Origin of the sequence: Cytobacillus oceanisediminis 2691 (assembly GCF_000294775.2) — a bacterium.
GTDB lineage: Bacteria > Bacillota > Bacilli > Bacillales > Cytobacillaceae > Cytobacillus > Cytobacillus pseudoceanisediminis.
In genome coordinates this window covers 602,975-615,908 of sequence record NZ_CP015506.1, presented here as the reverse complement: position 1 = coordinate 615,908, position 12,934 = coordinate 602,975, and the positions used below count along the sequence as shown (strand labels likewise).

Below are 12,934 nucleotides of genomic sequence, written 5' to 3'. Positions count from 1 at the left end.
ATTAGTTTCTAGGATCAACATAATCCGGATAATCGGTAATAATGGCGTCAACATCCATTTCGAACAGGAAGTCGGCGGCATCCTGGCTGCGCACTGTCCATGATCCAATTTGCATGCCAAGAGAGTGAACCTGATTCACTAATTCTTTTGTGACAATTCCATAGCTTGGATTAAACCAATCTGCATAGGCTGAAAATTCCTGTAAAGCTTCCGCTGTAGTATCCGCACGATTAGATGTCAGTACACCAATGGGAACATTAGGCAGAAGCTGATCCATTGTTTTCATGGATTCAAAGTTAAAAGATTGGATAATGATTTTTTCATTTTGCGGTTTATCAAGATTTCGTTCTTTTATTTTATCCGCCACTTGTTCTTCAATGCCAGGGTAAAGCTCTGGAGCCTTCAATTCTATTAATATTCCAACCTTACCATGGTAGCGATCCAGAATCTCTTCAAATGTCGGGATTGGTTCCCCGGCAAATTGTTCCCCTTTCCAGCTGCCGGCATCGAGACTTCTTAAATAGTCAAACGTTAAATCCCCCACTTTTCCGGTTCCATCTGTTGTACGATCCACAGATGTATCGTGAATTACCACTAATTCGCCATCCTTGCTTCTTTGAACATCAATTTCGATATAATCAGCTTTCATGTCTACAGCCAGATCAAAGCCGGCTACTGTATTCTCCGGTGCATACCCTGTGGCACCGCGATGCGCTATATTATCCACTTGTTTCCTTTCTCCTGTTGTCGGTTCTGCTGCGAACGCCTGGCTGATTGGGCTGAACAGCAGTGACAAAGCCACCCCTGTACCAATTAATAATTTTTTGTTCATGCTCTCCATCTCCTATCTAAATATGTATTCAACCATATTCTAAAAAAGAGATGTTGATCTAGTGTGTTGATGTCTTTATAGATAAATAAAGATAGTATGAAAAAAAACCAGCCTTTCTCCCTAGTTTTTTTTACAATTACACTTATACAATTTAGTGAAAATGCTTTATCAGTCAATTTTACCTGTATCCAGGAAATAGTATTTGATGTTTGGGGATGGTTGAAAACCAGCATGGCTATTATCAGCATCCAATGTTTAATACACAGCAAACTGCAAAAATGGAAAACATTTCTTCCAGAAAAGGAACGACGTGCATCATACATTATCCATATACAGGGCAGCCTGCAATATAGTCAAGGCGGAGGGAAATGTCCTCCACTCACTTTTTGCTGCTTATTCCCCATAAAAATTAACAGTAACGATTCGAAAAAGAATACATAACATAATTTAGTTTTTAATATTAAATGGTTAAGACTCATCCATTCATAAAAATAGCCTGAAAATTATCAGTTAGGGTTTCAGTCTTGTTTTCCAAAAAATTTGGAGGTGATTAAAATACCTAAGACATTAGTCATTCCAAGAGGTGGATACAAACCTTTACTTAATCTAATGAATACAGAAATTGCTGTTAATGAATTAAAAAAGCATTTTGAAGCCAGGCTTTCAGAGAACTTAAACCTGATAAAGGTATCACCACCTTTATTAGTAAGTGAAGGCAATGGAATAAACGATAACTTAAGCGGAAGCGAACGAGTTGTTTCATTTGATGCTTTAGATATTAAAGATCATCAAATTGAAATCGTTCAATCTTTAGCAAAGTGGAAAAGAGTCGCTTTAGGCAGATATGGGTTTACTATTGGTGAGGGACTTTACACAAATATGAATGCCGTTAGAAGAGATGAGGTATTAGACAACCTTCACTCAATGTATGTGGATCAATGGGACTGGGAAAAAATAATCTCAAAAGATCAGCGAAATCTGAAAACACTCAAAGCCGAGGTAAGGAATATCTATCAGGCAATGAAGTCGACGGAAAAACACATGTATGAGTTTCACCCCGCCCTTAAGCCGGTATTGCCAGAGGATATTTATTTTATCACAGCACAGGAGCTGGAGGACCTCTATCCCCACCTGACCCCAAAGGAGCGAGAGGATTCCGTTTCAAAGGAATACGGCGCTGTTTTTCTAATGCAAATCGGTGGAGCTCTGCGGTCTGGAACAAAGCACGACAGCCGTTCTCCAGACTATGATGACTGGTCATTTAACGGAGATATTTTATTTTGGAGCCCACTGCTGGAAAGGTCTATTGAAATCTCTTCTATGGGTATCCGGGTAGATGAAAATACGCTGCTAAAACAATTAAAGCTTGAAAATAATGAGGAACGAATCTTACTGAAGTTTCATAAATCTCTTCTTAATGGAGAACTTCCTTATACACTTGGAGGAGGTATAGGGCAGTCCAGATTATGCATGTTTTTATTAAAGAAAGCACATATTGGGGAAGTCCAGGCTTCAGTTTGGAATGTAGAAATACTAAGATACTGCCAAGAAAATAATATTAACCTGCTGTGAATTACCCCTTTTTGATTTATAAACAATACTGCTGATAGCTTCCTGCCAAGTTATCAGCTCTTTATTTTCCTCTAAATGTCTAGTGTAGGCTTGACTACACAGTATCCCATATTAAAAGATGAAAATTCCCTGCTTTTCATACGAAAAGTCAGGGAGTAGTTTTATGAAAGACTGGGGGGAATTTGATCCTGCCTCATAACTGAAGGCGGTGTATTATATATATATGGAGGAGCTGGCGTAAGCTTAGGTTTTTTTGCAAATGGCTGCGGATTTTTAACATATTGGAATGTTCCCTGGCCATCCATGCTTGGCCCGCTTGCCCAGCGCCCCTTGGCACTTTGATCGCCATCTGAAAAATTGAATAAAACATATGAGACTTCCTGTTTTTCTAAGTGTTTAGGGAATGTACTCGGAACCACGATATTTTCTTTTGATTCCAATTCCCGAATCGCTGCGATCCACTGATTTTGGTGCATAGTGTCCCTTGCAAGGAGCCAGGCCAGCATGTCTCTTACACCTGGATCAGTAGTTTCATTATAAAGTCTGGCTACCTGAAGACGCCCTTGGGATTCTGCTGTAAGATTCGCCCGGAAATCAGCTAATAGGTTTCCGCTCGCAATAATATAATCCGCTGTCCACCTATTGCCGACACTATCAGCAGGCATTGCCCCCAATCCAGAAACGATTACATGCTGAGGGTTCATCCCTCCTAAAATTGCTTCCAAAACAGGATCTTTGGCTGCCTCCTCCTGTGCCCCCACCGGTGCTCCATCAAGCAATCTTGCTATCATCGTTGAAAGCATTTCGATATGTGCCAATTCTTCTGTCCCTGTGTCCATTAAAAGATCGCGGTATTTCCCATCCCCCCGGGTATTCCAGCCTTGAAACAGATATTGCATCGCTACAGAAATTTCGCCGAATTGGCCACCAAGTACCTCTTGAAGTTTCTTCGCATAAACAGGATCAGGTCTTTCAGGTTTGGCATGATATTGTAATTCTTTGATGTGATAAAACATATAAGCCCTCCCTAATTTTTCTCATACCATATAACTTTATGAATGCCTGCTTTCGTTTATGCTCAGTACCTTGGATTAATGAAAAAGGAATATATAGAGACGCGCAGTGGTTACTACATGGTGATGCTTAACTTTAGAGCTAGTTATGAAAGCAGCGCTAAAGTGAACTCATAAATTGCTTGGCTGCCTATTTATATACAAAATAATGAAAATGCTTGGTAAGACTCAATTGAGTCAAATAGTACCTTTCGCTATAAACCGATGAAAATTCGGATTTAATATCCATCATCCTAACACCATGAAGATACTCCTCCCCCATAACTCTTTCCACTCAAGGACTTTCCATTCATCTAGTTTAAGTCCCGCTGTTGAAACAGTAGAACTCCTCCAATAGTGCCCCCATCATATTTATCAATTCGGATATGTTCTAAATCGAAACTATCAATTTCATGTCTATTTTTCTCAGATTTCGAATATAAAATCTGGCGGGAGGAGGAGGAAAACATAATCTTTGTCCTTCCCCAGTCATTCAAGCTTCATCATCCAAAGCCTTTATTGCCATCTCCGCAGCCTCTGCAATCAGAGCGTTATCATATTCGGCATCCTTTGAATCCCGGCTGGAAAGGATCGTCATGATAATCGGCTCCCTGTTCGGCGGCCAGACAATCGCAATGTCATTACGTGTTCCGAAGCCTGCTGCACCGCTCTTATCAGCTACTTCCCAGCCGCTTGGCACACCAGCACGGATTAATGGATCCCCAGTAACGTTACCCCGCATCCACTCGGTTAAAATGTTCCGCTTTTCTTCAGTCAGAAAATGGCCAATTAAAACTTTCTGAAGGCTTGCTGCAAGTGCTTCAGGTGTACTTGTATCCCGAATGTCCCCTGGCTCTGCCTCGTTCAAATCCGTCTCGAACCGCTCAGGCTTTGTAACAGTATCCCCCATTTCTTTCAAAGCTGCTTCGAATCCTTCAGGCCCTCCTAATTCCTCTAAAATTAAGTTGCCTGCTGTATTGTCGCTAAACCGGATTGCCGCTTCACAGAGTTCCCTTAAAGTCATGCCAGTCTTTACATGCTTTTCTGTAACAGGAGAATATGTCACCAGGTCATCACTTGTGTATGTAATGATTTCATTCATTTCCTCCAGTGATTTTCTCTGCAGCAATATTGCAGCTGCCAGCGGCTTGAATGTAGATGCGTAGGCAAATCTCTCGTTAGACCTGTAAGTAATTGTCTTTTTCGTTCCTGTGTCATATGCATACACACCAAGCCGTGCGTCAAATTCCTTCTCCAGCTTTTTGAATTTTTGTTTTGTATTTACAGAAGTTTCTTTGGAGTTTTCTGCCGCACTGACATCTGATTGATAACTGCCATTTGCACAGCCAGTCAGGGCAAGAAGCAGAACCAAACTGACTAGCCGGACTGCTTTTAACCTATTCTTACTAAAAACAGAATGATATTGTTTCCTCATATTTATTACCTCTCTCCATAAAAATTTTAAGCTTTTTACTTTTAAACAACGCATAGAGACTACGAGTGTAATACAATACTACATTTGTAATCTTTTTTTGTCAACCGCTAGAAACCCATGATATTATGGTGTTTCACAAGATCACCATGATTTGATAAAGTAAAAATAGAATGCTAGCAGGATTGGTATTCATTTTATCCAGGGAATTAAAACTAGATGTGAAATTTTAGAAGGAAGGTCTGAGGATGATAACAAGCTCACAGTTCTTATCTATTTTTTTGGAATGTCTGCTGGTGTCTTCTTTTACAATCGGAGTCATTCTTCTGTTAAAAAGACTTTTAAAGAAACATTTAACAGCCCAAGCTCACTATAATCTTTGGTTTCTAGTATTGCTTGCTCTGCCACTGCCTCTTATTCCATTACAATTCATGCCATTTGCGGATTCATTATCCTTTTGGAATAGCAATAGCAGCCTTCAATCCCAAACTGCGCCATCTGCAGAGGTTCCATTAAGGCAAAATAATTGGATGGAGGACATAACCGTCTCGGTGGAACGCTATGATTTAACATTATTAAATAATGCTTTATTCTTTATTTGGATTTCCGGAGTGGCTATTTTAACTGTATTTACGCTGCTCGCAATGCTTAAGATCAGTAAAATAAAGAAACACACAAACAGCCTGAGAAATAACGGGCTTTTATCATTATTCGAGGACTGCAAACACAAACTGAAGATTACTGGATGTATTATTGTCGGAGAGTCATCTCTCGTTAAAACCCCAATGACGTTTGGCCTTTTAAAGACTTATGTGGTGCTTCCCCGCCATTTTGACGAGTGGCTTTCTGAAAAGGATATAGAATATATCTTTTTACATGAACTGAGCCACTATAAAAATAAAGATTTTGCAGTCAATTATTTTATGGTGATTCTTCAAGTTTTATATTGGTTTAATCCTTTAGTTTGGCTTGCTTTTAGGAGAATGAGGCTGGATCGCGAAATCGCCTGTGATGCTAAGGTTTTAAATTCTTTGGATGAGAAGGCTTATATGGAGTATGGAAACAGCATTATTCATTTTGCCCATAATGCCTCAAGGGCAGTGACTGTCGATTTGGCAAACCATTTAAACGGGTCAAAGAAACAGATCAAAACGAGAATCGAAAAAATTGCCTGTTTTAAACCGGAATCAAAACTGCTGAGATGGAAAAGTGCGGCAGTACTCCTTTTTGCGGGGATTTTTATTGCAGGCCAAGCTCCATTTATCTCTGTAATGGCTCATGAAAATAGCAGCTATAAATTTAAGGATGATAACATTATTTATGAGGATTTAGGCAATTATTTTGCAGGGTTTGATGGAAGCTTTGTGTTGTATGATAAAGAAGCAGACCAATATCTTATTCATAATCGGAATAAAAGCACATTAAGGGTTTCACCAAATTCCACTTATAAGATTTATAGTGCTCTGCTTGGTTTAGAATCAGGCACCATAACGGTTGAAAACTCGTCGGCCAAATGGAACGGACTTAAGTATCCTATTGATTCCTGGAATGCGGATCAGGATTTAACTTCTGCAATAAGAAATTCTGTTACATGGTATTTTCAATCGTTAGACCAGCAGGTGCAGCCCGGTACTATTCAAACCTTCTTAGACCGAATCAAGTACGGGAATCGTGATCTAACTGGTGGAATAGACGAATATTGGCTGGAATCTTCCCTTAAAATTTCTCCAGTGGAACAAGTTCAGCTGCTTAAAAAATTTTATGCAAATCAATTTGGATTTAAAGAAAAGAATATCCAAACAGTGAAGGATTCCATTAAACTAGAGAGAAAAGAGGGAGCCCTCCTTTCAGGAAAAACAGGTACAGGCACTGTAAATGGAAAAAACATCAATGGATGGTTCATTGGATATGTTGAGTCAGGGCAGGACACATACTTTTTTGCAACGAATATACAGAATGAAGATGACTCTAATGGAAGTAAAGCAGCTGAAATTACATTATCCATTTTGAAGCAGAAAGGCATTTATTAATTGCTTCATCTCATTAAAGAAGGAGGGCGGTAATATGACTGATAGGATTCCCAGCATCTCAGAATCCGAGTGGGAAGTCATGACTGTTCTTTGGCACGGCGCACCCAAAACGGCTAATGAAGTCATTCTATCCTTACAAGAGAGTACAGACTGGAAGCCCAAAACAATCCGTACTCTTCTGGATAGGCTTGTCCATAAGAATGTAGTCGGCGTAAATAAAAACCAGAGAATCTATACCTTTTTCCCGCTCTATTCACAGGATGAATGCCAGCGGGCTGAAGCTCAATCCTTTATCAAGCGAATCTATGGCGGAACGGTGAAATCCATGCTAGTCCAATTCATCCAGGAAGACTCCCTGTCTGATGAGGAAATTAACGAACTGCAGACGATTTTGGCAAAGAAACAAGAGAAGGATCAATAACCTACATGCGTGGCCCTCTACAATGGCTGGGGTTTTTAGCTTCTGCTATCCTTGCTGGAGCCTAAGCCGGGATTACCTTAACAATAATACTAAAAAAGAAGAAGAGCATTGTGCAAATCCATTGCTCTCCTTCTTCTTTATACTTTGTAATTCATGCTTACTATTTTCATTCGGTCTTTACCTGTTCACTTTGTATGTTTATTGCTAAATCGCAGCCTTCCTTTTGAATGCCTGTTTCAGATCAATCCCAAACACTAGGCCATTACCCTATAACTCTCCACAATTGGGCGGTGTATCCTTTTCCCCCTCAGCGAAATCACAGCCTTCAGCAACTGATTCAAGTCCGTATTCAGTATTGCTTATTTCATATAAATCCTGAGCATTTTTTTGGATATTCCCGAGCTGCTTTTCTTTCTTTTCTCTCATGTCTTTCCTCCAATGTTTTTATTTAAAAGTTTTATCTTAGATGAGCAATATTATTCGTGTTGAGGAGATTCATGGGAGCAGCACTTCTAATGAGCAATAACGCCATATTCATGCAAAAACCACTGTAGTTAAGAATTAACGGAAGCTTGAAAAATAAAGTCAGTTTCCCTGCACCTTGAAACATAAGAAAAGCCAATTCCGCAATGGGAATTGGCTTTTCTTTTTATTGATGCTTTAGGAGAATTCAAAGCTCAATTTGTTTAATTATCTTAGCTGGATTTCCGCCAACTACTACATTATCAGGCACATCTTTCGTAACAACTGCACCTGAAGCGATAACAACATTGTCCCCAATTGTTACACCTGGATTGATTACGGCACTTCCGCCAATCCATACATTGTTTCCAAACATGATCGGCTTTGCGTATTCTCTGCCTGAATTGCGATCAGCAGGATGAAGCGGGTGTGTTGCCGTATAAATTTGCACTCCGGGTGCAAGCATGCAATTATCTCCAAAACGAACTTCACTGACATCTAAAATAGTGCAGTCGAAGTTCGCGAAAAAGTTTTCTCCTACATGCGTATTATAACCGTAATCAAATCTGATATTTGGCTCCATATAAACGTTTTTCCCGGTTGAACCGAGCAGTTCCTTTAATAATTTTGTCCTTTTTTCTCCTTCAGTCTCCAGAGTTTGATTATAAATTCTGACCTTTCGCCTTGCTTCTTCGCGCTCCTTTAGTAATACCGGATCGGCAGGATCATACATTTCTCCAGCCAGCATTTTCTCTTTTTCTGTTTTCATTTTAATGGCCTACTTTCAAATTTATCTATTTGTGCTAAAGGTAACATCCTCAGAGCTATTAATCTCTTTCTTATTCAGCAGGCGGTTCAGTTTTTCAGAACTTAAGAACATTGCTGCAGCAAGAAGAACAATACATAACGGGAAAATCCCAATTGTTGAATGAGAGGCAATGAAGCCTAGAACAGGCGGCAGAAAGGTACTGCCTGTATATGCAACAGCCATTTGATAACCCATGATGGTCTGGGAATGCTTCTTCCCAAAACGCGCTGGCGTTTCGTGCAGCATACACGGAAAGATTGGTGCCAATCCTAATCCAACCAAAACAAAGCCTGCAAGCGCGAAAACGGATGTAAATGGCAGGAAAAGAAGGATGGCACCAGCAAGTGCAAGAATTTGCCCCATCCGAATGAGAGTACCATTATTCACTTTAAACGTAATGAAACCAGTAATAAATCTGCCAATTGTAATGCCTGCGAAATAAAAGGAAACCCATTGGGCAGCCTCCGCTGCCGGCAGGCCCTTCATACTTACCAGAAAGCTGCTTCCCCAGAGCCCCATCGTGGCTTCTGCCCCGCAATAAAACAAGAAGGATAATAAAGCTAATTTAACTCCTCTGATTTGGAGCGGTTTTACAATTTCAGCATGATCCACTCTTTCTCCTGATTCCTCCGCCTCTCCAACTAAAGCTTTATTATTTTTCTTTCCTTTATTCCATAAAGGCAAAGTCAGCAAAAGGATGATTGCCAGCACAAATTGTATTCCTGCAATGGCAAAATACCCATTGCTCCAGGAGTTCCCCCCTGCAATATACTGGGCCATGATGATCGGGCCAATGGTGGCTCCGACTCCCCAGAAACTGTGCAGCCAGCTCATATGATGTGCTTTATAATGCGCAGCAACATAATCGTTTAATCCTGCATCAATTGCACCTGCCCCCAATCCGAGAGGTATGGCACATAGAAATAGCCAATAAACCGATGGAGCAAAATAAAAGCCAAGTAACGCGGCAGCAGTCATTAACGTACTGAAAAAAGATACCTTCCCAGTTCCAAACCGTTTGAGTATTCTTCCGCTAACTAAGCTCGAGATGATTGTACCGCCAGCTATTGTCATAAAAAGCCATCCGGCAGTCTCCAGCGGGGCGCCTAAGTCTGCCTGCATGACAGGCCATGCCGCCCCTAACACTGAATCCGGAAGACCCAGACTAATAAAAGCCAAATATATGATCACCAAAAGGATTGTTGCCATGCTTCAGCCTCACCTATTTTCTGATATATTTTTCAGGCGACTCAAGCATAAGCGCCAGCCCCAGACTCTGCAATCCGTATAAATAGTCCTGTTTCCAATCACTTATTGCCAGAATGGGCAGATGTTCTGCCGGGATGTATTCTGAGCTTGCTGCTGCAATTTTTTCTACCAGGGTCTCTTCCACTTCATCTTTGCAGAAGATGAACGTATGAGGATTAATGATAGCCGTAATTGAGGCTACTAATCTGCTGATAGCATCAACCTGATTATCTCTGGATATCAGCACCTCTTTATGACTGAATCCATTTTCCAAGGCTTCGCGGAAGTTTCGGTCATCATATTGAGGAACAAATGAAACTTCCCCGGCAAAAAAAGTGTTTCCCCGCACAACATCCCCGTTGATCATAAATCCCGCACCAGGACCATTTTGACCGGAATATAAATACACAAGGGATTGATGATCTTTTATCCCATTAGAATGGTGATATCCAAGAACAGCAGCATTCATGTCGTTCTCTACAACAACTGGCATCGAAAAGAGATTCTCAAAATATCCTTTAATATCGAAGTCTTGAAACTGTTCATAGCCGGGTATATAAAAGATCCGCCCATTCTTAACGGAACCCGGCACCCCAATGGCAAGCGACCGGATTGCTTGTTTATCCGCCAATAATTTTTCAATCGAGCCCGTTAATAAATTCAGCCCGCCGTCAGTCAATACACTTTGAACGGTTCCTTGTTCCTTCACTTCTCCCGCACAATTAAAAATGGCATAATTCGTCTCTGTCTTCTCTAAGAAAATTGCCAGGCCCAGCATATAGTCAGGATTGTATGTATATCTTTTCGCTCTTCTCCCGCCGCTGGATTCATCCAGTCCCGACGACAGAATTTCCCCATCCTTCTCCATCTGTGAAAGGAACTTGCTTATCGTCGGAAAACTGATTCCCAATTTATCACTTAGTTCAACTTTGGTTGCACTTCCCAGGTCTAAAAGCGATCTGCGAATACCAGAAAGGATGCCCAGGCTTAAAGCTTTTGGAGCAGTCTTCATTATTCTCACCACCTGCAAATCATACTTATTAAACAGATTTAAAAAGTATTCAATAATAAACTTATTAAAGATCTTTAATAAGTTTATTATTGGAAATATATCATTAAAATTAACCGAAAACAACCTTCCCTTTATCAGAGATGTATTTTTCCAGCAGACTGTCTTTACAAGGTTCCTCGTTGAGCTTGAATACTAATTTTTTTTACCTTTCTAGGCGCCCCTGAGAGTCAAGGAGAAAGCTATTCCTTCCAATATATTACTCCCGACTATATAATAATATAATACTAAGAACGAATCTATTAAAGGAGCAGATTCAGGCATGCAAAAACTTACCCTGGCTGAAGCAGTAAAATTAAAAAGTGTTCTGGCTAAACGAATTCACGAGTTAGAAGAAGAAATGGACCGTGTAGCATTTGCCGATATTGAAAAAGGCAGCAAGCTTCCTGAAATGCCAAGATCGCTTGGTATGGTGGAAAAAGAGATGGATGAAGTCCGTAAAGACATGAGACTGCTGGATAAGCTTGTATATAAAGCCAATATTGAAAATGACATCACCTTTAACAATGAATCATTGCCAATCGTAGAAGCAATTGAGCTTGCCACCCAATATCGGGCAAAGGCCCGCAAATTCAAGGAATATGGCACAGCAGCCAGAGAGGAATTCCTTTATACAGTGTCGGAAAACGTGTCGATGGTGAAAATGGCGCTATTTGATCCGGAGCAGTACCGATTAAAGGGCCTGGAAGCCGAACGCCAGGCGAATCGTCTGTCCAACTTAATCAATAACAAGAATTATTTGATAGAATTAGAGTTTGACAGCGAAAAGTATTTCTAGACCTTGAAGTGGTGAGACTCTGCTTCAAGGCATAGAAGGAACACCCTCCTATTGTGTACAAAGGTACCTTGTAATGGCAATGGCAAACCGATTATCCATGACTCATTACAACTTCATCCGTAACCAATAACCAACCATGGCTACTGGAGGCCGACGGCCATTCATCCGTAATCCCGGTTCCTTCTATGAGTCTCCATTCAATTTGAATGGAGGCTTTTTATTAATCCAATGACCTAAGGGGGGACACAATTTCTCTGAAAGAACAGCAAAAGGGACAGTGTACCTGTCCCCGTGTCCCTTAAAGCAGCAGTTCCCACGTTTCTCCAACTAATTCGTGCCCAAAGCTATGATGTTTTTCCTCCTTAACAAGCTGAAATCCCTTTTTCTGATAGATATGCCGCGCTTCTTTAAGAACACTGTTTGTCCATAGAACGAGTTTCTTATATCCTGCTTGTTTGGAAAAGTTTATGCATTCTTCAACCAATTGTGAACCAAGGCCCATTCCTCTCGCCTTTGGGTCTACTATTAATAGACGAAGCTTAGCTGTATCCTCACTTCCTTCTACAACAAAAATAGAACCCACTATTTCTCCGTTCATTTCGGCAATCCAGCAGCGTTCCCGCTTAGGATTATAGTTGATTATAAAGTCCGCTGCAATTTGAGATACAAGAGCTTCAAATCTCTCATCCCATCCAAATTCTTGTGAATACAAAAGACCATGCTTGTGTACAACCCACCCCATATCACCAGGTTCATGCTGACGAAGAAAATACGGGCCTGAAAATTTTAGGCATTCATTCTTACTGATCAGTCCTTCAACGGTTTTCATAGCGTTAATTAATTGCTGCTGTTCACTTTCCGATAATTTCCCAAGAAGATCCGCTATTTCATTGTATGAACGTTCATTTAGTTTAGAAAAAGCTTTTTCTCCCTCTGGCGTAAGCTTTAAAATGCGCTGCCTGGCATCTTTAGCAGAACGTTCTTTCTTTATAAGGCCTTTCTCTTCAAATCGGGCTAATATTCGACTTAAATAGCCTGCATCTAAACCCAGCTCTTGAGTTAAATTTGATGCTGCAGGGTCCTCGTTAGTGGCGATTTCAAACAGGATTCTGGATTCTGTCAGTGAATAGGGGCTATGCAGTAACCCTTCCCGCAAAGCTCCTATTTGTCTGGTCATAAAACGGTTAAAATGGCGAACAGCACTGATTCTTTCCTCAAACGAGATCATGG

12 protein-coding genes are annotated in these 12,934 nt (G+C 40.7%); 4 read left to right on the top strand and 8 right to left on the bottom strand.

Features of this window, described 5'->3' with window-relative positions; translation table 11 throughout:
* Position 1: 1 nt before the first annotated feature.
* Positions 2-832, bottom strand: coding sequence for a glycerophosphodiester phosphodiesterase (locus tag A361_RS03260; RefSeq protein WP_019380248.1), 831 nt, complete (start codon positions 830-832; stop codon positions 2-4).
* A 609-nt stretch (positions 833-1,441) separates the two neighbouring features.
* Here A361_RS03260 and asnA point away from each other — a divergent pair.
* Entirely contained in the window at positions 1,442-2,404 is a 963-nt protein-coding gene (gene asnA, locus A361_RS03255; protein ID WP_019380246.1) for an aspartate--ammonia ligase, read from the top strand.
* A 161-nt stretch (positions 2,405-2,565) separates the two neighbouring features.
* Here the strand turns inward: asnA and A361_RS03250 are convergent, their stop codons facing one another.
* On the bottom strand, positions 2,566-3,420 hold the full coding sequence (locus tag A361_RS03250) for a manganese catalase family protein (protein ID WP_019380245.1): 855 nt from the start codon (positions 3,418-3,420) through the stop codon (positions 2,566-2,568).
* 529 nt (positions 3,421-3,949) lie between these two features.
* Positions 3,950-4,891: a class A beta-lactamase gene (bla, locus tag A361_RS03240; RefSeq protein WP_019380243.1), complete on the bottom strand. Its 942-nt coding sequence runs from the start codon at positions 4,889-4,891 to the stop codon at positions 3,950-3,952.
* A 245-nt stretch (positions 4,892-5,136) separates the two neighbouring features.
* Here bla and A361_RS03235 point away from each other — a divergent pair, with 245 nt between their 5' ends.
* Complete coding sequence (locus A361_RS03235; protein WP_019380242.1) at positions 5,137-6,918, top strand: BlaR1 family beta-lactam sensor/signal transducer; 1,782 nt, start codon at positions 5,137-5,139, stop codon at positions 6,916-6,918.
* A 34-nt stretch (positions 6,919-6,952) separates the two neighbouring features.
* Positions 6,953-7,339, top strand: coding sequence for a penicillinase repressor BlaI (blaI, locus tag A361_RS03230; protein WP_019380241.1), 387 nt, complete (start codon positions 6,953-6,955; stop codon positions 7,337-7,339).
* 267 nt (positions 7,340-7,606) lie between these two features.
* Here blaI and A361_RS30380 read toward each other — a convergent pair whose 3' ends face one another.
* The 4 genes from A361_RS30380 to A361_RS03215 form a co-directional block, all read right to left on the bottom strand.
* Entirely contained in the window at positions 7,607-7,765 is a 159-nt protein-coding gene (locus A361_RS30380; RefSeq protein ID WP_009335387.1) for a hypothetical protein, read from the bottom strand.
* A gap of 244 nt (positions 7,766-8,009) precedes the next feature.
* Positions 8,010-8,570: a sugar O-acetyltransferase gene (locus A361_RS03225; protein ID WP_019380240.1), complete on the bottom strand. Its 561-nt coding sequence runs from the start codon at positions 8,568-8,570 to the stop codon at positions 8,010-8,012.
* 21 nt (positions 8,571-8,591) lie between these two features.
* Positions 8,592-9,818 carry an MFS transporter gene (locus A361_RS03220; protein WP_019380239.1) on the bottom strand — a complete coding sequence of 409 codons (1,227 nt, stop codon included), beginning with the start codon at positions 9,816-9,818 and terminating at the stop codon, positions 8,592-8,594.
* Between the two features lie 13 nt (positions 9,819-9,831).
* Complete coding sequence (locus A361_RS03215; RefSeq protein WP_019380238.1) at positions 9,832-10,869, bottom strand: ROK family transcriptional regulator; 1,038 nt, start codon at positions 10,867-10,869, stop codon at positions 9,832-9,834.
* Positions 10,870-11,188: 319 nt separating this feature from the next.
* On the opposite strand from A361_RS03215, the gene A361_RS03210 reads away from it, so the two are divergent.
* Positions 11,189-11,704, top strand: a complete 516-nt coding sequence (locus A361_RS03210; protein WP_009335391.1) for a hypothetical protein — start codon at positions 11,189-11,191, stop codon at positions 11,702-11,704.
* 298 nt (positions 11,705-12,002) lie between these two features.
* On the opposite strand, the gene A361_RS03205 is transcribed toward A361_RS03210, so the two are convergent.
* Positions 12,003-12,932: a bifunctional helix-turn-helix transcriptional regulator/GNAT family N-acetyltransferase gene (locus A361_RS03205; protein WP_026041587.1), complete on the bottom strand. Its 930-nt coding sequence runs from the start codon at positions 12,930-12,932 to the stop codon at positions 12,003-12,005.
* Positions 12,933-12,934: the final 2 nt, after the last annotated feature.

What these genes read in the sequence shown, in the direction of transcription:
- A361_RS03260 (WP_019380248.1), bottom strand. Translation starts at nt 832, where the DNA reads ATGAACAAAAAATTATTAATTGGTACAGGGGTGGCTTTGTCACTGCTG.
- A361_RS03220 (WP_019380239.1), bottom strand. Translation starts at nt 9,818, where the DNA reads ATGGCAACAATCCTTTTGGTGATCATATATTTGGCTTTTATTAGTCTG.
- A361_RS03235 (WP_019380242.1), top strand. Translation starts at nt 5,137, where the DNA reads ATGATAACAAGCTCACAGTTCTTATCTATTTTTTTGGAATGTCTGCTG.
- A361_RS30380 (WP_009335387.1), bottom strand. Translation starts at nt 7,765, where the DNA reads ATGAGAGAAAAGAAAGAAAAGCAGCTCGGGAATATCCAAAAAAATGCT.
- blaI (WP_019380241.1), top strand. Translation starts at nt 6,953, where the DNA reads ATGACTGATAGGATTCCCAGCATCTCAGAATCCGAGTGGGAAGTCATG.
- A361_RS03215 (WP_019380238.1), bottom strand. Translation starts at nt 10,869, where the DNA reads ATGAAGACTGCTCCAAAAGCTTTAAGCCTGGGCATCCTTTCTGGTATT.
- A361_RS03205 (WP_026041587.1), bottom strand. Translation starts at nt 12,932, where the DNA reads ATGATCTCGTTTGAGGAAAGAATCAGTGCTGTTCGCCATTTTAACCGT.
- bla (WP_019380243.1), bottom strand. Translation starts at nt 4,891, where the DNA reads ATGAGGAAACAATATCATTCTGTTTTTAGTAAGAATAGGTTAAAAGCA.
- A361_RS03225 (WP_019380240.1), bottom strand. Translation starts at nt 8,570, where the DNA reads ATGAAAACAGAAAAAGAGAAAATGCTGGCTGGAGAAATGTATGATCCT.
- A361_RS03210 (WP_009335391.1), top strand. Translation starts at nt 11,189, where the DNA reads ATGCAAAAACTTACCCTGGCTGAAGCAGTAAAATTAAAAAGTGTTCTG.
- asnA (WP_019380246.1), top strand. Translation starts at nt 1,442, where the DNA reads ATGAATACAGAAATTGCTGTTAATGAATTAAAAAAGCATTTTGAAGCC.
- A361_RS03250 (WP_019380245.1), bottom strand. Translation starts at nt 3,420, where the DNA reads ATGTTTTATCACATCAAAGAATTACAATATCATGCCAAACCTGAAAGA.